Here is an 18,763-nt window from a genome sequence, read left to right as displayed (position 1 = left end):
ATAAAAAAGATGAAAGATAACGTGGCGGCAGTATTGCCTACCGCAGCTGATTGATAACCGTGGGGGCCCAGTCTCTCTACTACATCGGTGAATACCGCTTATGTTAGTCAATAAACGACTGATCGCGGTGATCTTTTCGGTCACGGTGTTCAGCCTGACCTACGGACTCAGCTCGCCGTTGATCGCCTTTAAGCTGCTCAACGCCGGGATGAGCGAAAGCGCGATCGGCGTTAATGCCGCCATGCACGCCGTCGGGGTGTTTCTGATTGCCCCGTTTTTACCCGCCTTGTTCCGGCGATACCGTCCCCTGACGCTGATCGTGGTGTCGCTCTGCGCCATCACGGTGATTTTTATGCTGTTCGGCGTCGTCTCGTTCCCGATGTGGTTTTTGCTGCGAATGGGGCTGGGATTGTTTAGCGAAATCATTATGGTGCAGACCGAAACCTGGCTTAACGGCAGCACGGTTGAACGCGCCAGAGGAAAAGTGCTGGCGCTCTACACCGCCGGAATGTCGCTGGGATTTGCGACCGGACCGCTGATTCTGGCATGGACCGGAAGCGACGGGAATCTCGCCTTTTACGTCGCCAGCGTTCTGGCTGCACTGGCTATCGTTTTCATTTTCACTTCCGGAATGCCCCGCGTTGAAGGGCACGAAGAAAAGCCCGAAACGCTGGGTAATAGCCTGAAACTGGCCGCGCTTCCGATCATGGCCACGGTGCTGAATGCCGCCGTGGAGGTGCTGGGAATGAATTTTCTTTCGCTATATGCCATCAAACTGGGCTGGAGCGAGTCGGCCTCCGCGCTGTTGATTTCAGTACTGATGTTTGGCGCCATCCTTTTACAGCTCCCCATCGGCTGGCTGGCCGACAGGGTTGATCGACTCAAACTGATGACCACGCTGGCCTTTATCGCCGCCGCCCTGGCATTTGTCTGGCCGCATATTCTCGCCTTCCATCTGCTCTCTTACGTCATGCTGTTTATCTGGGGCGGCATTTTCGTGGGGATCTATACCGTCGCGATTACCTGGGTAGGCGAACGGTTCAAAGGCGGGCAACTGGCCGGGATTTACGCCGCTATGTCGGTGGCCTGGGGCGCAGGCGCGCTGGCCGGGCCGCTGTTGGGCGGTTTTGCGATGACGTTTTCACTGCATGGCCTGCCCTGGCTGACCGGCGCGCTGTGCCTTGTGTTTGCGCTGCTGAGCCTCTCCGGTCCGCTCAGAAGTCGTAGCTAAAGCCGACGGTCAGCTCGGCAATCGCGTTCTTGTTGACCATCGGGCTGTCGGTAAGCGTGGACGAGTAGAACCGGCCCGTCACTTCGGCCCAGGTATTCCAGTTTTTCTGCCAGTTATAATTAGCCGCCAGCGAAACAAACGGAATGGCGCTGCTATGGGGCCGCCAGGCGGATAATCCTGATGCCGATGCTTCGTCATCCGAGACGCCGTAGTAATAGCGGTTTTGCTGCCCGTTGTTCCAGTCCACACCCGCCATGGGGACCAGCGTAAAGCTGCCCCACTGCTTCATGACTATCCACGAAAAATTCGCGGTGACGCCTTTGCTCTGATTCAGCGCGTCGACCCCCAGCGCGGTCTCAAAACCGCCAACGGGCGTCGTCATAAGATAACTTGCGCCCGCCAGCATGGTGCTGTGGCGGTTGTTTAAACTGCGCAGCGCGGCTGTGCGCCCTTGAGACGCATCGTATTGCACGTCGAGATACCAGACCTTGAGCTTCAGCGTGTTGACACGATCGTCCACCAGCGTGAAACCCATCTCCGTGCCGTCAATGTAAAACGATTTATACTCCAGGCCGACATACGGCAGCACCCAGTTTTCGGCATGACGATCGTTGTACGGCGTGCCGTAGCTCCCCCCTTCCAGGCCCAGCGATACCGCCCCGACACTTCCCGGAGTGAACGCCACGAGAGCCATCGCGACAGACACACCAACGTGGAATTTCTGTTTTTTCAGCATTCGAGCTGCCCTTTTGTTGGCATGCGCAAGCGGTTCGGTCACGCGGGTGCAACGCGATGGTTATAAAGAGGCTGATGATTCAACCTCCACTTTCACTCGGGGTTTGGACAACAGGATTTTAACCAGCTCCGTAAAGGGCACGGGCTTAAAGAAGTAGAATCCCTGCATAAAAGCGATGTTATTGCGGTTGAGATATTCCAGTTGCTCCTGCGTTTCGACACCCTCGGCAACAATACTGATTTTGAGTTTACGCGCGAGATCGAGCACGGAATCCAGAATTCGCGTCGAGTCCTCATGGGCGTTCACGCGGCCCACAAAACTGCGGTCAATTTTGATGTAATCGATATTCAGATCATAAAGGTAGGCGATCCCTGAATACCCGGTACCAAAATCATCCAGCGCAATCGCAAAGCCATTTTCATGGAGGGTATTCAGGGTCTGGACAAGATGCGCATTAACATCCAGCGGCTCACGTTCCGTCACCTCAATCACCAGATTCAAATCAGGTCGGATAAAACTGTCTTTATATTTCAGGCACTCCTCCACGAAAGAAGGCGCAGCAATATGCGACGCGCTGAAATTGATCCCGATGTGAAACCCCTCCGGTAATTTACTGGCAATGGCATTCATATTTGCTGCCACCTGAGCCATTAAGCTCTGCGTGAGCGGCACGATCAATCCCGTTTTTTCTGCCACCGGAATAAAGGAGGCTGGCGAAATATACCCGCCCTGCGGATGTTTCCAGCGAGCCAGGACTTCGACACCGCGCAAAGTGCCCTCTTTGCCATTCACGATCGGCTGATAAAAGGGAACGATCTCGTTTCTGAAGATGGCCCGGCGAAGAGACTCTTCCGGCAGCGTATTTTTATTCAGGTACTTGTGCAGCAAGTAAGCGGAGAGACCGGAGATCAGCATTAAAAACAGTAATACCCCTCCGGCCTCGTCGATCAATTTTTGGAGGCTGAATAATGGAGGCGCATCGAAATCAATGCTGTAAGGAAAATCGGTCGCCTGCACGCTTAAATCCGCACGCTCGGCATCGTTAACGGCCTCGACATCACCCGTCATGCCTAAAATATCCTTGCCTACCTTGAGCGAATACAAAATGCCGTTTAACGGGATATCCATAGCGTCCCGAATATGACTGTCGCTCATGCTGATCATGATGCGGCTTCCGGCATATTCCGTTTGGTAAATCAGCACCGGGCGGCCATTGACCGTGCTTCGCGCGGGCACAAGAAGGAGTGATGATTTCGGCAACGCTGCGCTGTTCACCAGCAAGATACGGTTGCCAGGCAGAGAGGAGCACCAGACGGCATCCTTTTTGAGAATCACGATGGTTCTAAGATGCGGTTGCAAGGCCGCCTCGGTGCCAAGCCGGTACTGCCCTTCCACATCACACTCGTTATCAACCACCCGCATCGCCGTGCGGGTCGCATGGCGGGCTTCCTCAAGAATAATATTCATGTTTTTGACCACATAGTGAGCGCCCGCCAGGCTGTCTACGCGTGTTGAATACCAAATCTGAATATTAATAATAAAAACACCCAACAGAAACATTGCCACGGCCACAGCGAGGGGGATAAGAGCCTTGCGCATTGATATGTCCTGGGAATGAGGGAGACGAGCACGTCGAAAGTGTCTGATTTATAATTATATTGAGCATGGTCGACAACATAAAAAATAACCATGCTCCAGATAGCATTTTCTAGCGAAAGCGGGCGTATCTCACTAAACGTAGTGCATCGGGTATTGCAGCGGATTTCATACTGAATAAAACGTTTCGTGCAGGTGTCGCCACATCACACGCCCATCCGGATCGATGTCAAACACCGCCGTCGCAAAACGCTGCGTTACGTTTTGGCCGGGTAGGGTCTGTCGTTCCGTATAGGTGACCGTCGCCCCTTTTTCACTTTCAGCGATAATGTGCAGATCGACAATCTCAATCGTTAACCCTGCCCGTGCGCCCCGTTGCGAGCGGAAGAAACGGTTTAACGCGTGATAATCGAACAACACGCCAATCGGAGAGACCATCGAGAAAGCCGGGCTAAAACGCGACAATAAATCATCGCACGTCTCAACAGGCGTTTCGGCATCGCCCAGCCAGTCGCGGATCAGTTCATGCGAATCCAGTACTTCTTTAAAATAACGATTCATTTTTGTTCCTGATTAAGGGTTAAAATAATGCTCTGGTTAGCGATGCGGAAACAACAAAGCAGCGGAATCACCGCGCTACAAGCCGCTAACACAAAGCTCAAATGCCAGGCCTGGTCTACCGGCAAGCCAGTGTGAGCTATCACATTAAACAGCAGGCTGATTAGCGTCACGCCCAGGCAGAAACTCAGCTGGCGGTTGATGTTCCATAATGCGCTGGCATCGGCCAAATCCTCGTTAGCAATCCGAATAAACGCGGCACTTTGCGCCGTACTGCTGCACAAGCTGCTACCGAATCCCATTAAGACGAACGCGAGCACTGCCATCCCGATATGCGAAGTGTGACCGGTGAGCGCCAGTAGCCCAATGCCCAGACTGTGTATCAGGCAGCCGGTGATAAACAGCGGCCGTGGCCCCAGAATATTGAAAACCTTTCCCGTCAACGTTATCGCCACAAAAGACGCCAACGCCCATGGGAGCATCAACGCGCCTACCCGTGCAGCTGACATGCCCAACTGGTTTTGCAGGTAAAACATGGCAATCAAACTCACCCCGGTAAAAATGCCCGGAACGAACTGATAAATCAGCATTGAAGTCCTGAATAGCGGTTCTTTGACCAGCCGCAGGTTAAGCAATGGACTGGATTTTTTCATCGCGCCGCGGACATATTCGCCCATGACGACAACCCCCACCAGCAGAGCCAGAGCGCCCTGCGAAACATGATGCGATTCTCCCAACACGGTCAGCCCGATGAGAATCAGGGTGAGCGCAACGCTTGCGCTCGCCAGACCGGACAGATCCAGCCGTGCACCTTTTTCAGCAGGGGCATCGGGGTGGAGCAAGAATCTGGCCAGAATCAATGCCGCAACGGCGAAGGGCAAGCTCGCCAGAAATACCCATCGCCAGCTCAGGCTGTCAACGAAGAGACCGCCGATGGCGGGCGACAGCGCGGGAGCCAGCAGCGCCACTAACATCACCGCCGATGACAGCTTTGCTCGCTCATGGCTACGGTACAAGGCGTAAGTCATCGTCTGGCCGATGGGGATCAACAATCCGCCGCCCATCCCCTGTAATCCTCGCCACGCAATAAGCTGGGGGACCGAGAATGCCGCACTGACACCACAGGTCGCGACAATGAACACCAGCAGGGAGAACATCAATAAACGCCTGGCGCCAATCCGTTTTGCCAGCCATGTGCTCAGCGGAATCACCAGCGTGAGGCCTAAAATATAGCTGTTACTGATCCACGCCAGCTGGCTGACGGGTGCATCAAATTGCCGACCTATTTCAGGATAAGCCACGCTGGCGATAAACATATTCACCAGATCGACAAAGAATCCCAGCAGGTAAACGCTGGCAACACGGGCGCGATACGTCATTTTTTTCTCATTTAAAACAGCCTGGCGCGCAGTATAGGCGCATGACTGAGCAGGAAAAATCCACGTTTACGGATTACACTGTCAAATTAATTTTGACAATCTCCTGAGCAGAATGGACAACATCATGATCAACATGCAGCGCCTTGAGATGTATGTGGCGGTGGTAGAAGCCGGAAGTTTCACCGGTGCGGCCCACACCCTTGGGCTGACCAAAGCCGTGGTGAGCTTCAACATTAAACAGCTGGAGCAGGAGCTTGGCGTCTCATTACTCACGCGTAGCACGCGCCATATGGCGATGACAGATGCGGGTGAACGGTTTTATCATCGCTGCCAGCAGCTGCTTCAGGATGCAGAACGTGTGCTCGATGAAGTCCGAAGCCATCACGGTGGACTAAGCGGATTGCTGCGGATTACCACGACGCCAGAATACGGCGCGCGCGTCGTCGTGCCCGCGCTGGCGGCGTTTTCGGCGCAGTATCCACACCTGCGCATCCAGCACGTTTCCTCATCAAAAAGTGACAATCTGATTTCAGGGCGCTTTGATGTGGCGATCCGACTCGGCCACCTGGCTGACTCAACGCATCACGCCAGGCTTATCGATCAATTTGATATTTACCCTGTCGCGTCGCCCGCTTACCTGGACTCACTCGGCGAAAATGGCATCAACGATTTAGAACACCTTGCCAGGGCAAAATGGATTGCGCACAGCCGCCTCTCCACGCCGTTAAACTGGCAGGTCTTAACCCCTGACGGCGACCATGTGATGTTTGCGGCACACCAGCCTGTCGCCCTCATGGCCGACAGCGCCGCTACGCTGCTGGCGTTTGCACTTAATCATGCCGGTGTGGCTCTGCTTCCTTCGTGGCTCGTGCAAGACGATCTGGCGAAGGGAACGTTGCGCCGGGTGCTGCCGGATCACCTTTTTCCCCGCCAGGGCATTTATGCGCTTTATCCCAACACTCGCCATGTCCCTGAAAAGGTCAGAACCTTTATCGACTTTTTGCACAGCCGCGTGAATATCGCGCGCCCGAATGAGAAATGAAGAGCAGTGCCTATACTCAAAGCATCCCACTCAACGGAGCGCGCTATGCCACTACCCGACTTTCACTCATCCGATCCGTTCACGCTGGGCATTGAGCTCGAACTGCAGGTGGTCAATCCGCCGGGCTACGATCTCAGTCAGGACTCTTCGGCGCTGATTGCTGCCGTCAAAAACGATATCAAAGCCGGTGAGGTCAAACACGATATCACCGAAAGCATGCTCGAAATTGCCACCGGGGTTTGTCACAACATCGACCAGGCAGCGGCGCAGTTTTCCGCCATGCAGCAGGCGATCCTGCGCGCAGCGGGCGAACAACATATTCAGATTGCCGGCGGCGGGACGCACCCGTTCCAGAAGTGGCAGCGTCAGGAAGTGTGTGACGATGAGCGTTACAATCACAATCTGGAGCTGTTTGGGTATCTGATTTTGCAGGCGACGGTGTTTGGCCAGCACGTGCACATCGGCTGTCGCAACGGCGATGATGCCATCTATTTGCTGCACGGCCTGTCGCGCTTCGTCCCCCATTTTATTGCCCTTTCCGCCTCGTCACCGTATATGCAGGGCAGCGATACCAAGTTTGCGTCGTCGCGACTCAACATCTTCTCGGGTTTCCCGGATAACGGCAAAATGCCGTGGGTGAGCAACTGGCAGGAGTTTGAAGGGTTGTTCCGCCGTCTCAGCTACACCAGCATGATCGACACCATCAAAGACATACACTGGGATATTCGCCCCAGCCCGGATTTTGGTACCGTCGAAGTGCGGGTGATGGACACGCCGCTGACGCTGGCGCACGCCATTAATATTGCCGGGCTGATTCAGGCGACCGCGCACTGGCTGCTGACCGAGCGTCCCTATAAGCATCAGGAACAGGATTATTTGCTGTATAAATTTAACCGTTTCCAGGCGTGTCGTTACGGTTTAGACGGGCTGCTCACTGACGTGAAGACCGGCGAACAGAAAACCATTGCCGACGATATGACGTGGCTGCTGGATCGCGTTGCGCCCTCCGCCCAAAAGCTGGGTGGCGCAAGCGCGATTGCAGAGATTGCCCTGATGTTAAAGCAGGGCAAAAGTGAAGCACAGCGGATGCGGGACTTTATCGCCGATGGCGGCTCGCTTATCTCGCTGGTGCAAAAGCACTGTGAGCTGTGGGCTACTCATCCGTAAGCCGGTGCCCCCACTCGCGCAGACGCTGGAACAGCACAAACAGCGCCGGGATAAAGACGATCCCCACCACGGTGGCCACCAGCATGCCGCTGAACACCGTGGTACCGATGATTCGGCGACTCTGCGCACCCGCCCCCGTTGCGAGCATCATCGGCAGAACGCCGATAATAAATGACACTGCGGTCATCATCACCGCGCGAAAACGGCGCGATGCCCCTTCGCGGGCGGCATCGACAATCGCCATCCCTTCATTGCGCCGCGAGCGGGCGAACTCGACGATCAGAATGGCATTTTTAGCCGCCAGCGCAATCAGCAGTACCAGCCCTATCTGCACGTAAACGTCGTTGGCATACCCCGCAATCCATAGCCACGTCAGCGCACCGCCGATGGCGAACAGCACCGAAAGCATCACGCTCGCGGGCAGCGTCCAGCTTTCATACTGGGCGACGAGGAACAGCCACGCCATCACCACCGCCGCCAGCACGATCCAGATCGCCTGATTACCCGTCTGCTGCTCCTGATACGACATTCCGCTCCACGCGTAGTCATAGCCTGCTGGCAAATTATCGACCAGCAGTTGGCCCATCGCCGCCATTGCGGTGCTGCTGCTCACGCCCGGCGCGGCAGAACCGCTGACCGAAACGGACGGGAACTGGTTGTATTGCTGCAAAAACGGTGCGCCAACGGTCGGCGCGATCGTCACCAGATTACTCAAACGCACCCGCTCGCCGTTATTACTGCGCACGTACAGCTCGCTGATTTGCTCCGCGCGCTCACGCCACTGCATCTCGTTTTGTATCACCACGTGATAAACACGGTTGTTGATGCTGAAATCCCCGGCGCGCGTGCCGCCAAATGCCGTTTGCAGACTGCTGAAAATACGTGAAACCGGGACGTCCAGACGCGCGGCACGCTCGCGATCCACGCTCAGCGTCAACTGGGGCACATTGCTGCTCCAGGTTGTGAAGACCCGGCTGAGCTGCAGATGCTGGTTGGCTTTCGCCAGAATCTCACGGGTGACGCGCTCAAGATCCGCCGGGCTTTGACCCGCCTGGGCCTGGATACGCAAATCAAAGCCAGACGCGTTGCCCAGCCCCGGCAGCGTTGGCGGCGCAAAGGTCATGATCGTTGCTTCCGGTAGCGCCAGCAGTTGACGTTGCAGCGTGCCCATCACCTCATCCAGCGGCGGGCGTTCGCTCCAGTCTTTCAGCATTACCGAGACAAACCCGCCGTTTGAGGCGCTGGTGCCGTTGAGGAGATTAAAACCAGACACCTGAATCACGTCGGCCACGGCCGGATTGGCCGCAATCAGCTGGCGTGCCGTGGTCATCACCGCTTCGGTGCGCTCCAGTGACGCGGCCTCCGGCAACTGCACGCTGGCAAAGAAATAGCCCTGATCTTCTTGCGGCAAGAAGGCTTTTGGCATGGCGGTAAAGCTGAAAACGACCACTGCCGCCGCGCCTGCGGTGGCAATAAGCGCCAGCACAGGGCGATGATTTAAGACGTTGACCAGACGTGCGTAAGCATCGCGCGTGGCATCAAGACCGCGATTAAAACCGCGGAAAATCGCCGCCGGACGCGCAGGTCGTGGGCGCAGCAACATGGCGCACAGCGCGGGTGTTAGCGTCAGCGCCACCAGGCTTGAAAACGTCACGGCGGTAGAAAGCGTCACCGCAAACTGGCGATACAGCTCGCCGACAATCCCCGGCAGCAGCGCCACCGGAATAAACACTGCCAACAGCACGAGCGTGGTGGCAATCACCGGTCCGGCAATCTGGCGCAACGCAAGCGCGGTCGCCGACGTACGGCTTTGCCCTTCTGCCATCAGGGTTTCGACGTTTTCAACCACCACAATCGCGTCGTCCACCACCATCGTCAGCGCCAGAATAATGGCAAACAGGCTTAGCGTGTTGGCGGAATAACCCAGCGCATACAGCATCGCAAACGTACCGATGAGCGACACGGGGATCGCAATGGCGACAATCAGCGTCGCGCGCCAGCTTTGTAAAAACAGAGAGACAATCACCACCACGGCAAGCAGCGTCAGCGCCAGCGAGACGCCAATCTCTTTGATCGTGGCCGCCACAAACTCGGTGGTGTCGAATTTCACTTCATAGGCTAGATCCGCCGGGAAACGTGCGGACAAGCGTTCAAGCTCGCCGCGCACCGCTTCCGCCACCCGCAAGGCGTTGGCTGATGGCGTGGGATAGATGCCTAAATAGGCGGAGTCATGGCCGTTAAGCTGCGCGCCGGAACTGTAGCTGCGCGATCCCAGCTCGATGTTCGCGACCTCCTTCAGGCGTACCAGTTGCCCCATTTCTCCCGCGCGAATAATGATATCGCCAAAGGCGTCGGCTTCATTCAGCCGCCCCAGTCCGTTGATGGTCAGCGTTTGCTGTTGGCCGTTAAACACCGGCGGCGTACCGACCTGCCCCGCAGCCCCCTGCACGTTTTGCTCGCGCAGCGCCTGTGAAATATCATCCGTCGTCACGTTCAGCGCGTTCATGCGATCCGGACGCAGCCAGATGCGCATGCTGAAATCACGTGCACCAAAAACCTGCACCTGACCCACGCCCGGCAGACGTGCCAGCGCTTCACGGATCTGGGTGCTGGCATAGTTACTGACAAACATCAGCGAATGGGTTTGTTCAGGTGAGTAAAGGCTTACCCCCATCATCAAATTGGTGGCGCGCTTGCGCACCTGAACGCCATTTTGCTGTGCATCGGCGGGCAGTTGCGCCACGGCCTGCGCCACGCGGTTTTGCACGTCGATCGCCGCCAAATCCGCGTCGGTTCCCGCCGCAAAGGTGATATTCAGGCTGTACGAGCCTTCATCCGAACTGGTCGATTCCATGTACAGCATGTGATCCACGCCGTTGATCTGCGTCTCCAGCGGCGTGGCGATGGCCTCCGCCACGTCAGCCGCACTGGCGCCCGGCCAGCTGGCTGACACATTCACTACCGGCGGCGTGATTTGCGGATATTGCTCCACGGGGATCAGCTTCAGCGCGATGGCACCGAGCAGGGTGATCACCAGCGCAATCACCATGGCGAAACGCGGGCGTTTAATGAAAAACGTCAGCATAGTAGCTCCTTAGTTCGCAACCTGAACGACAACACCGGCCTGCAAGCGCTGCGCACCGTCCGTCACCACGCGCTCATTCGGCTTAACGCCGCTTTGCACAATAAACTGCTGGCCGATTTGCCCCCCGAGGGTCAGCGCACGTTTTTCTGCGATGTCGCGATCGTTAACGACCCAGGCGTAAAAACCGGCGTCGTTTTGCTGAACCGCGGCCGCCGGAATTACCAGCGTCTTCAGCTCACTCTGCGGTCGTAGAAACACATTCACGTTACCGCCGGGCAGCAGACGATGCTGCGGATTGGCGAATTCGGCGCGAAGCATCACGCTCGCCGTACGCGGATCGATGCGGTTATCCACCGAGGTGAGCGTGCCGTTTATACGCTGGTCGCCGTTTTGTATTTGCGCCAGCCACGCGTTTTTCATGGCGCTGAGATCCGCGTGTGCCCCGGCTTTCGCCGCAAATACCCCCTCTTCGACGGCGAAGGCAACCCGCACCGGATCGAGCTGGACAACCTCGACCAGCACACCGCTTGCGGGATTCACCAGGCTGCCGGTGTGGAACTGGCTGTGCCCCATCCGTCCACTGATGGGCGCGGTGATACGGGTAAAACCGAGCGTGACGTTGCGGGCTTCAAGACGCGCTTTGGCCTGTTCGAGCGCTGCGCGGGCCACGTCACGCTGCATCAGGGCGTTATCGACGTCGTGTCGGCTGATGGCGTTGCTGGTACCGAGGCTTTGAAAGCGCGTGAGCTGCTGCTGCGCCTGACGTAGCGTGGCTTCAGCGCTTTGCACTTCAGCCTGCGCCAGTCGCACCGCCGCGCGCGGTTCAGCGTCATCAAGTTCAAAAAGGGCGTCGCCTTGCCTGACGTATTGCCCGTCGCGGAAATGCACCTGGGTGATCACCCCTTCCGTACGGGCGCGAAGTTCAACGGTATGGATCGCCTCGACGCGGCCAGGGATCTGGCGTTCAGCGGCGTGATCCGTTTGGTTAACGATGGCGACGCGCACCGGAATGGCTGCGGCAACAGCTGTTTGCAGGGTGCAGGCAAGGAAAGCGCAGGCCGTGGCGATGCGCAGAAAAGTCGTTTTCATGGAAGTGCCTCGTTGAAATCCCCTCACCCCGCCCCTCTCCCGGCGGGAGAGGGAGGTGAACATCCCCGTCACCCGCAGTGAGTGCGGTTAGAGTCCTCTATCACCAGGGAGTGGAATATTAAAATCCCCTCTCCCACACCGGGTGCTATCAGAGTCCTCTTTCCCCATGGGAGCGGAATATTAAAATCCCCTCTCCCACACCGGATGCGATCAGAGTCCTCTATCCCCATGGAAGCGGGAGGTTAATCCCCCTCTCCCACACCGGGTGCGATCAGAGTCCTCTTTCCCCATGGGAGCGGAATATTAAAATCCTCTCTCCTACACCGGGTGCTATTAGAGTTCCCTCTCCCCGTGGGAGAGGGTTAGGGTGAGGGCAAAAGTTATGCAGCTTTACGGAACCTGCGCGTCAGTCGCTTCTCGATTTCGACGATAAAGAACATCGCCCCGGCAATCACCAGCGTAATGCCCCAGTAGCGCAGCGGCAGCGCTTCGGTGCCGAACAGCATCTGCATAAACGGCAGGTAGATAATCGCCAGTTGCAGCAGAAGCAGCACGCCCGTCACCAGCCAGATCCCTTTGTTTGCCAGCAGGCCACGGTTCAGAGAGAACCCGTTGGTGTTACGGCAGTTGATCATGTAGACCCACTGCGCACTCACCAGCATTTGCAGCAGCACGGTGCGGATGAATTCGGCGCTGTGGCCGCGTGGCGCGAGCCAGGCTTCGAGGGCAAACGCGGCAATCGCAATCAACGTACCGACGAACGCCACACGCCAGACCGCAAAGGCGTCCATAACGTGCTGCCCGGTTTGACGCGGCGGACGCTTCATGATGTTGCGCTCGGCGGCTTCAAATGCCAGACCGAAGGAGAGCGTGGCGGACGTCGCCATGTTCATCCACAAAATCAGCACCGGCGTCAGCGGAATAATGTTCCCCGCCAGCAGCGCAATCACAATCAGCAGCCCCTGCGCCAGGTTGGTCGGCATAATAAACAGGATGGTTTTCTTCAGGTTGTCGTAGACACGACGCCCCTCTTTGACCGCGCTGGCGATAGTGGCAAAGTTGTCATCGGTGAGCACCATATCAGCGGCCTCTTTGGTCACTTCCGTGCCTTTGATGCCCATCGCGATGCCGACATCCGCCTGACGCAGCGCGGGCGCATCGTTCACCCCATCACCGGTCATGCCGACGATTTCACCTTTCTGCTGCAAGGCTCTCACGAGGCGCAGCTTATGCTCCGGGCTGGTACGGGCGAAAATGTCATATTCCACCGCCGCCTCTGCCAGCTCGGCATCGTCCATGTGCTCCAGCTCATAGCCCGTCACCGCCTGCGCGCTGTTGGTAATACCCAGCATTTGTCCAATGCTCATCGCCGTTTGCGGGTGGTCACCGGTGATCATCTTCACGCGAATCCCGGCCTGCTGACAGGCGTGGATAGCGTCGATAGCCTCCGGGCGCGGCGGGTCCATCATGCCGGCGATCCCAAGGAATATCAGCCCGCTGCTCAGGTCATCGTGGCTCAGCGTCTCCTGCCCTTCTGGCGCCGGTTTAAAGGCGGCAGCGACCATGCGCAGGCCCTGACGCGCATAGCGCTCCATCTCCGTTTCCCAGTACGCACGGTTAAACGCCTGGGCACCGCTGCGGGTTTGCTGCTGGTCGCACAGACCGAAAATCACATCCGGTGCGCCGGTGATCAGAATTTGCTCTTCACTGCCGATCTGGTAGTGCGTGCTCATGTACTTGTACTGCGAGTCAAACGGGATTTTGCCAATCAGCGTGGTGACAACAGGTGCGAGATTCGCTTTCGCCGCCAGCACTTTCAGTGCGCCTTCGGTCGGCCCGCCGGTGATGCCCCACAAACCGCGCTCATCCTGCATCATCTGGCTATCGTTGCAGAGATCGATGGTGCGCAGATAGTGCTCCAGCACCGTTCCCTGCTGGATTTGTACCGGCTCGTCGCTACCCTCAAGGCAGATATCGCCCACCGGCTCGTAGCTATTGCCTTCGACGCGATAACAGCTGTCGGCGGTGATAATCGCTTTAACGGTCATTTCGTTCATGGTCAGCGTGCCGGTTTTATCGGAGCAGACCACGGTCATCGCGCCCAGCGTTTCGACGGTCGGCAGCTTGCGGATAATGGCTTTTTTGCTCGCCATTGCCTGCACGCCGAGGGACAAAATAATGGAGATAATTGCAGGCAGGCCTTCCGGAACGGACGCCACCGCGAGGCTTATCAGGGACAGCAGCAGCTCGCCAAGCGGAATATCACGCAACAACATGCTGAAGACAAACAGCGCGGCCATCATCACCAGAATCAGCGCGAAAATCGCTTTGCCGAGCTTGTCCATCTGCACCAGCAGCGGCGTGCGGTGCTTTTCGATCCCCGCCATCATCTGATTAATGTGGCCAAGCTCGGTGTCCTGCCCGGTGGCAATCACGACGCCTACACCGCCACCTGCGCTCACGGTCGTACCGGAGAACACCAGGTTGGTGCGATCGCCCAGCGATAATTCACCGGTCAGAGGAAGAATATGCTTATCCACGACCGTGGATTCACCGGTCAGAATCGCTTCTTCTACGCGTAAATTATGCGCTTCAATCAGTCGCATATCCGCAGGAATTCTGTCACCGGCACGCAGCACAATAATATCGCCCGGTACAATTTCGGTCGTCGGAATGGTTTCGTGCACCCCATTTCGAATAACCCGCGCTTCGCTCGAAAGCATATTTCGAATACTTTGCAGCGATTTTTCGGCGTTACTTTCCTGAATATGACCAATCAAGGCGTTAATCACCGCCACGCCCAAAATGACCAGCGTATCGACCCAATGCCCCATTAGCGCGGTTAATAATGCCGCCGCCAGCAGGACATAAATCAGCACATCGTTAAAATGGGCAAGAAAACGCAGCCATGCCGGTTTGCCTTTTTTCTCAGGCAACGCGTTGGGGCCGTATTGCTGCAATCGAGCCTGAGCCTCCTCACGCCCCAACCCATTGGTGTTACTCTTTTTTTCTGCGAGAACCTGCTCTACCGTCTGGTGGTAAGGCCGATTTTCGGTGTTCATTTTGTTGGTCATAGATACATTTCCTTTAATATCCGGTGGACGTAAGCCTGAATTCCTTTCTGGCTTTAATTATTCACGTTTTACTGTTTAACGCTTGCAGAGTTATTTTCAGCATCGCAATATATTGCCAGTTGCGTAATTAAATTCTGTAGGTCATTATTTCGATAAGATGATTTTTACAAAATGTTTCTAAACGATAACTAAACGAGGGATAGCATGTTTGGGATTAATAGCACGCGGCGTCTGGCTTTGTATGTCGTTGTTGCAATTGTTATTGCAACGTTAATTGGATATAGCACATATACGTTTGTAAAATTCTTCGCCTGAGCGTGACAATAATTTACATAAAGACAGAGTAATTTAATTGCAGACGCGTTATTAAATTAATGTGCGAATATTTGGCGGGTTATTTTTGATTTATTATCGAAATAGGTTAATTCGGGTTGATATTGCTTTACGTTGCAAGATCCCGGACAATAACTTTTTTAACTGATGATTAACAATAATATGAAGCACCCGTTAGAGTCACTGTTAACGGCAGGAGGCATTTTGCTGATGGCACTGCTCTCCTGCCTGCTGCTCCCCGCGCCCTCGTTTGGACTCACCGTCGCGCAGAAACTGGTCGCACAGTTCCATCTGATGGATTTGAACCAGCTGTACACGATTGTCTTCTGCCTGTGGTTTTTACTGCTCGGTGCCGCAGAGTTTTTTGTGCTGCGATTCGTCTGGCGCCGCTGGTTTTCACTGGCCGCGTAATCCGCTGAAATCCCGCATCCCGTGGATGAGCGCTTCACACCAGGCCGTATCGGCGGATAGCGCAATGCAGCCCACGATGACGCAACTCCTCTGCCATATAATCGGCATAGTCAGGGTTTGGCACGCGTCTGGCGTGGTCACAGTGTCCGTCGAACAGGATTGAAAAATATAAAAACAAATCTGTTATGAAATTCGCATAAGTAACAGGAAGAATGACAAGCGGCAGGCGTGATTGCGAAAAAGTAGTCTACATCTGGTCAGCGTCGACCCCGGTAACCGAACGTTACCGGGGTACAGTTTCAGTGCGTTTGAACGTGATTTTCTTTGCGGTACGCGCCAGGCGGCTGGTTGAACGTGCGCGTGAAGATGCGGGTAAACGTCTGCTGAGAATCAAACCCATAGCGCAGACAGATATCGTACACCCGCTCATCCGACTCACGCAGGTCCTTCGCCGCCAGCAGCAGTTTACGCTCGCGGATATAACGCCCCAGGCTTTCGCCTTTGTATTGCATAAACAGACGCTGCAAATGCCATTTGGAATACCCTGCGTGGCGGGCGATCTCTTCAATGCGCAGCGGTTGATGAAGATTATCGTCAATCCATTCGACGATGGTGTCGATGACCTGAGCGGAAATCGTCATGCTGCTCTCCCCCTCTGTTACCTGATTAATCATTATTCCCACCACTCACTAAATTGCTGCGTCGTATCATTAACATGCACGGGCTCACCCAATTCAGGGGTCAGCAAACGATAATTTTTGTCCTGACTGGCGCGCGTCAGCTGAATCACCGGATCGTTCCAGGTGTGTTTCGCCAACACAAATCGCCCGTAATGCCCCGGCACCACCGCTTTGGCGTTGACATCCGCCGCCGCCTGCGCCGTCTGTTCAGGCAACATATGAATGTATTTCCAGTCCTGGTCGTATTGTCCGTTTTCCATAATCGCCAGATCGACGTCGCCAAACTGCTCGCCGATGGCTTTGAAGTGCGGACCATAGCCAGAATCACCGCTGTAATAGACTTTCTGCTCTGGGGTGACGAACATAAAGCTCGCCCACAGCGTCTGATTGCGCTTGAGCCCGCGTCCGGAGAAATGACGCGCCGGAAGCACATGAATTATCAGGTCATCGTTAATGCGGACCGTCTGATTCCAGTCGCGTTCGTCAATGATTGATGCGTCCATGCCCCAGTAACGCAGGTGCGATCCCACGCCAAGCGGCGTTACGACACGCTTCACTTTGGGCATCAGGGCTTTGATAGTGGCGTAATCGAGATGGTCATAATGGTCATGCGAAATAATCAGCAGATCGATTTCCGGCATGTTTTCGGCGCGCCACGGATATTCCCCGGCGAAGGCTTTGTTCAGGAACGAAAACGGCGCGGCGTAATTGCTGAAAACCGGATCGATGAGGATGCGTTTACCTGCCAGCTGTAGATACCAGGACGAGTGACCGAGCCACACCAGCGTGTCCTGCGCCAGAGGAAGGTTGGCCAGATTGGTTTTGACCAGCGGCAACGGCTGCGCAGGACGAGCGTTCTCGCGTTTGGTGACGAGAAATTCCCACCATGCCGCCAGCATGCTTTTGTCGCCGCTGTAGCCCGGCGTCGGGAGTTGGTTATGGAACTGCCCGTCGCGATAATGCGGCGAAGCCTCTATTTCACTAAGCTGCTCACCCTGCGGCGGCTGGCCAAATCCGGCATTCAGTACAAAGGGTAAACTTGCCGCGGACGCTATAATCATGACAAACACCATGCTGATTAAAAGAGGCTTTTTCATATCCTGACCCGAATACGCGCCCCATCCGATGGTTTACGCGGGTTAAACTTGATTATGAGTGAGTAAGCACTCATTATAGATGTGATGAATATATCGTCAAGACGTTTTCGATCTTTGACATTCCGCGTTGCAGCGTGGAAGAGAGCATGTTTCAATCGTGGTTTTTGTAAATTTGATGCACGGCATCATTCAATCTTAAGCAAAGCGGCAAGGCAGAAAACCTCAGATGCACGGTTAACTGTGCGACTGAGATTTTGAGCATAGCCCACGCAGCGCGAGAGTGACGAATGAGGTGCATGGAGGGAAATACGTGGCACGTCCGAAGAGTGAAGATAAACGACAAGCGTTACTGGAAGCGGCTACTGTGGCCTTTGCGCAGTCAGGCATTGCGGCGTCGACCGCGCTGATCGCCCGAAACGCGGGCGTTGCCGAAGGCACTCTGTTTCGCTACTTCGCGACCAAAGACGATCTGCTGAATGCCCTCTATCTGCACCTGAAACAGGATTTGTGCCAGACCATGCTAGCAAATCTTGACCGTGCCCTGAGCACGCCGAAAGAACATACCCGCAATATCTGGAACAGCTACGTTGACTGGGGCATCCGCAATCCGATTGCCCACGGCGCAATCCGCCAGCTGGGCGTGAGCGAGAAAATCAACGCCGAAACCGAACAGGCGGTGCATGATATGTTCCCGGAACTTCATGAGCTGTGCCGCCGCTCGGTGCGCCAGGTCTTTATGTCAGACGAATTCCGTACCTTTGGCGATGCGATTTTCCTGTCGCTTGCTGAGACGACGATGGCCTTCGCCACCCGCGATCCGTCGCGTGCGAAGGAATTTAAAGCCCTGGGATTTGAATCAATGTGGCGAGCGCTCGCCATCGAGGATGTTAATGGACAGTAAATCACTGAAGGAACATGCGCACCGCGTGGCGCTGGAACTGCCTTTTATCGAGCACTGCTGGCCGTTTGGCCCGGAATATGATGTGTTTAAGGTCGGCGGCAAAATTTTCATGCTTACTGCCGTCGCTCACGGGCGTCAGCACGTCAGTCTGAAATCCGATCCTGAAAAATCCCTGCTCAATCAGCAAATTTACCGCGGTATTGAACCCGGCTATCACCTGAATAAAAAGCACTGGATTTCGATTTACGCCGCCGATGATATTACGCCGGAACTGGTCACCGATTTGGTGCTCGATTCCTGGAATTTGGTTGTCGATAAGCTGCCTAAAAAAGACCAAAAGCGCATTCGTCCAACCTGATTGTTCATCATGGCCGAACAGTATAA

At 55.5% G+C, this 18,763-nt stretch carries 15 protein-coding genes; 6 read left to right on the top strand and 9 right to left on the bottom strand.

Annotated elements, in window-relative coordinates; translation table 11 throughout:
* Positions 1 to 100: 100 nt before the first annotated feature.
* Positions 101 to 1,231 (top strand): MFS transporter, encoded by a 1,131-nt coding sequence (locus I6L74_RS13685; RefSeq protein WP_059178004.1) that lies wholly within the window; start codon positions 101 to 103, stop codon positions 1,229 to 1,231.
* Here the strand turns inward: I6L74_RS13685 and I6L74_RS13680 are convergent.
* The 4 genes from I6L74_RS13680 to I6L74_RS13665 all read right to left on the bottom strand — a co-directional run bounded on the left by I6L74_RS13680 (position 1,215) and on the right by I6L74_RS13665 (position 5,500).
* The gene (locus I6L74_RS13680) at positions 1,215 to 1,967 is read right to left on the bottom strand and encodes a MipA/OmpV family protein (protein ID WP_059178003.1); all 753 of its coding nucleotides are present in this window, start codon (positions 1,965 to 1,967) and stop codon (positions 1,215 to 1,217) included. The genes I6L74_RS13685 and I6L74_RS13680 overlap by 17 nt on opposite strands.
* A 60-nt stretch (positions 1,968 to 2,027) precedes the next feature.
* Complete coding sequence (gene pdeG, locus I6L74_RS13675) at positions 2,028 to 3,566, bottom strand: cyclic di-3',5'-guanosine monophosphate phosphodiesterase PdeG (RefSeq protein ID WP_059178002.1); 1,539 nt, start codon at positions 3,564 to 3,566, stop codon at positions 2,028 to 2,030.
* Between the two features lie 165 nt (positions 3,567 to 3,731).
* Positions 3,732 to 4,124, bottom strand: coding sequence for a hypothetical protein (locus tag I6L74_RS13670; RefSeq protein ID WP_059178001.1), 393 nt, complete (start codon positions 4,122 to 4,124; stop codon positions 3,732 to 3,734).
* Positions 4,121 to 5,500 carry an MFS transporter gene (locus I6L74_RS13665; RefSeq protein WP_059178000.1) on the bottom strand — a complete coding sequence of 460 codons (1,380 nt, stop codon included), beginning with the start codon at positions 5,498 to 5,500 and terminating at the stop codon, positions 4,121 to 4,123. Before I6L74_RS13665 ends, I6L74_RS13670 begins: the two co-directional genes overlap by 4 nt.
* Positions 5,501 to 5,624: 124 nt before the next feature.
* Here I6L74_RS13665 and I6L74_RS13660 point away from each other — a divergent pair, with 124 nt between their 5' ends.
* Entirely contained in the window at positions 5,625 to 6,542 is a 918-nt protein-coding gene (locus tag I6L74_RS13660) for a LysR family transcriptional regulator (RefSeq protein WP_059178048.1), read from the top strand.
* Between the two features lie 45 nt (positions 6,543 to 6,587).
* On the top strand, positions 6,588 to 7,709 hold the full coding sequence (locus I6L74_RS13655) for a YbdK family carboxylate-amine ligase (RefSeq protein ID WP_059177999.1): 1,122 nt from the start codon (positions 6,588 to 6,590) through the stop codon (positions 7,707 to 7,709).
* Here the strand turns inward: I6L74_RS13655 and I6L74_RS13650 are convergent.
* The 3 genes from I6L74_RS13650 to I6L74_RS13640 all read right to left on the bottom strand — a co-directional run bounded on the left by I6L74_RS13650 (position 7,696) and on the right by I6L74_RS13640 (position 14,957).
* Complete coding sequence (locus tag I6L74_RS13650; protein WP_059177998.1) at positions 7,696 to 10,794, bottom strand: efflux RND transporter permease subunit; 3,099 nt, start codon at positions 10,792 to 10,794, stop codon at positions 7,696 to 7,698. The genes I6L74_RS13655 and I6L74_RS13650 overlap by 14 nt on opposite strands.
* 9 nt (positions 10,795 to 10,803) lie before the next feature.
* Complete coding sequence (locus tag I6L74_RS13645) at positions 10,804 to 11,883, bottom strand: efflux RND transporter periplasmic adaptor subunit (protein WP_059177997.1); 1,080 nt, start codon at positions 11,881 to 11,883, stop codon at positions 10,804 to 10,806.
* 380 nt (positions 11,884 to 12,263) lie between these two features.
* Positions 12,264 to 14,957, bottom strand: a complete 2,694-nt coding sequence (locus I6L74_RS13640) for a cation-transporting P-type ATPase (RefSeq protein ID WP_059177996.1) — start codon at positions 14,955 to 14,957, stop codon at positions 12,264 to 12,266.
* Between the two features lie 495 nt (positions 14,958 to 15,452).
* On the opposite strand from I6L74_RS13640, the gene I6L74_RS13635 reads away from it, so the two are divergent.
* Positions 15,453 to 15,701, top strand: coding sequence for a DUF1158 domain-containing protein (locus I6L74_RS13635; RefSeq protein ID WP_059178047.1), 249 nt, complete (start codon positions 15,453 to 15,455; stop codon positions 15,699 to 15,701).
* 299 nt (positions 15,702 to 16,000) lie between these two features.
* Here the strand turns inward: I6L74_RS13635 and I6L74_RS13630 are convergent, their stop codons facing one another.
* Both I6L74_RS13630 and I6L74_RS13625 read right to left on the bottom strand, forming a co-directional pair.
* Positions 16,001 to 16,342, bottom strand: coding sequence for a RamA family antibiotic efflux transcriptional regulator (locus tag I6L74_RS13630; RefSeq protein WP_059178046.1), 342 nt, complete (start codon positions 16,340 to 16,342; stop codon positions 16,001 to 16,003).
* Positions 16,343 to 16,374: 32 nt separating this feature from the next.
* On the bottom strand, positions 16,375 to 17,478 hold the full coding sequence (locus I6L74_RS13625; RefSeq protein WP_059177995.1) for an MBL fold metallo-hydrolase: 1,104 nt from the start codon (positions 17,476 to 17,478) through the stop codon (positions 16,375 to 16,377).
* Between the two features lie 310 nt (positions 17,479 to 17,788).
* On the opposite strand from I6L74_RS13625, the gene I6L74_RS13620 reads away from it, so the two are divergent.
* Positions 17,789 to 18,379 carry a TetR/AcrR family transcriptional regulator gene (locus I6L74_RS13620; protein ID WP_059177994.1) on the top strand — a complete coding sequence of 197 codons (591 nt, stop codon included), beginning with the start codon at positions 17,789 to 17,791 and terminating at the stop codon, positions 18,377 to 18,379.
* Positions 18,369 to 18,737, top strand: a complete 369-nt coding sequence (locus I6L74_RS13615) for an MmcQ/YjbR family DNA-binding protein (RefSeq protein WP_059177993.1) — start codon at positions 18,369 to 18,371, stop codon at positions 18,735 to 18,737. The genes I6L74_RS13620 and I6L74_RS13615 overlap by 11 nt, the downstream gene beginning before the upstream one ends.
* The last annotated feature ends 26 nt before the right edge of the window (positions 18,738 to 18,763 follow it).

It is taken from the genome of Lelliottia amnigena (assembly GCF_019047465.1).
Classification (GTDB): Bacteria; Pseudomonadota; Gammaproteobacteria; order Enterobacterales; family Enterobacteriaceae; genus Enterobacter; species Enterobacter amnigenus.
Note: the sequence above shows the minus strand (reverse complement) of the source record. Positions and strands in the feature narration are given on the sequence as shown.

Bases quoted from the DNA above. Each gene is read 5' to 3' on its own strand.
- I6L74_RS13685 (WP_059178004.1), top strand. From the start codon at position 101: ATGTTAGTCAATAAACGACTGATCGCGGTGATCTTTTCGGTCACGGTG.
- I6L74_RS13680 (WP_059178003.1), bottom strand. From the start codon at position 1,967: ATGCTGAAAAAACAGAAATTCCACGTTGGTGTGTCTGTCGCGATGGCT.
- pdeG (WP_059178002.1), bottom strand. From the start codon at position 3,566: ATGCGCAAGGCTCTTATCCCCCTCGCTGTGGCCGTGGCAATGTTTCTG.
- I6L74_RS13670 (WP_059178001.1), bottom strand. From the start codon at position 4,124: ATGAATCGTTATTTTAAAGAAGTACTGGATTCGCATGAACTGATCCGC.
- I6L74_RS13665 (WP_059178000.1), bottom strand. From the start codon at position 5,500: ATGACGTATCGCGCCCGTGTTGCCAGCGTTTACCTGCTGGGATTCTTT.
- I6L74_RS13660 (WP_059178048.1), top strand. From the start codon at position 5,625: ATGATCAACATGCAGCGCCTTGAGATGTATGTGGCGGTGGTAGAAGCC.
- I6L74_RS13655 (WP_059177999.1), top strand. From the start codon at position 6,588: ATGCCACTACCCGACTTTCACTCATCCGATCCGTTCACGCTGGGCATT.
- I6L74_RS13650 (WP_059177998.1), bottom strand. From the start codon at position 10,794: ATGCTGACGTTTTTCATTAAACGCCCGCGTTTCGCCATGGTGATTGCG.
- I6L74_RS13645 (WP_059177997.1), bottom strand. From the start codon at position 11,883: ATGAAAACGACTTTTCTGCGCATCGCCACGGCCTGCGCTTTCCTTGCC.
- I6L74_RS13640 (WP_059177996.1), bottom strand. From the start codon at position 14,957: ATGACCAACAAAATGAACACCGAAAATCGGCCTTACCACCAGACGGTA.
- I6L74_RS13635 (WP_059178047.1), top strand. From the start codon at position 15,453: ATGAAGCACCCGTTAGAGTCACTGTTAACGGCAGGAGGCATTTTGCTG.
- I6L74_RS13630 (WP_059178046.1), bottom strand. From the start codon at position 16,342: ATGACGATTTCCGCTCAGGTCATCGACACCATCGTCGAATGGATTGAC.
- I6L74_RS13625 (WP_059177995.1), bottom strand. From the start codon at position 17,478: ATGAAAAAGCCTCTTTTAATCAGCATGGTGTTTGTCATGATTATAGCG.
- I6L74_RS13615 (WP_059177993.1), top strand. From the start codon at position 18,369: ATGGACAGTAAATCACTGAAGGAACATGCGCACCGCGTGGCGCTGGAA.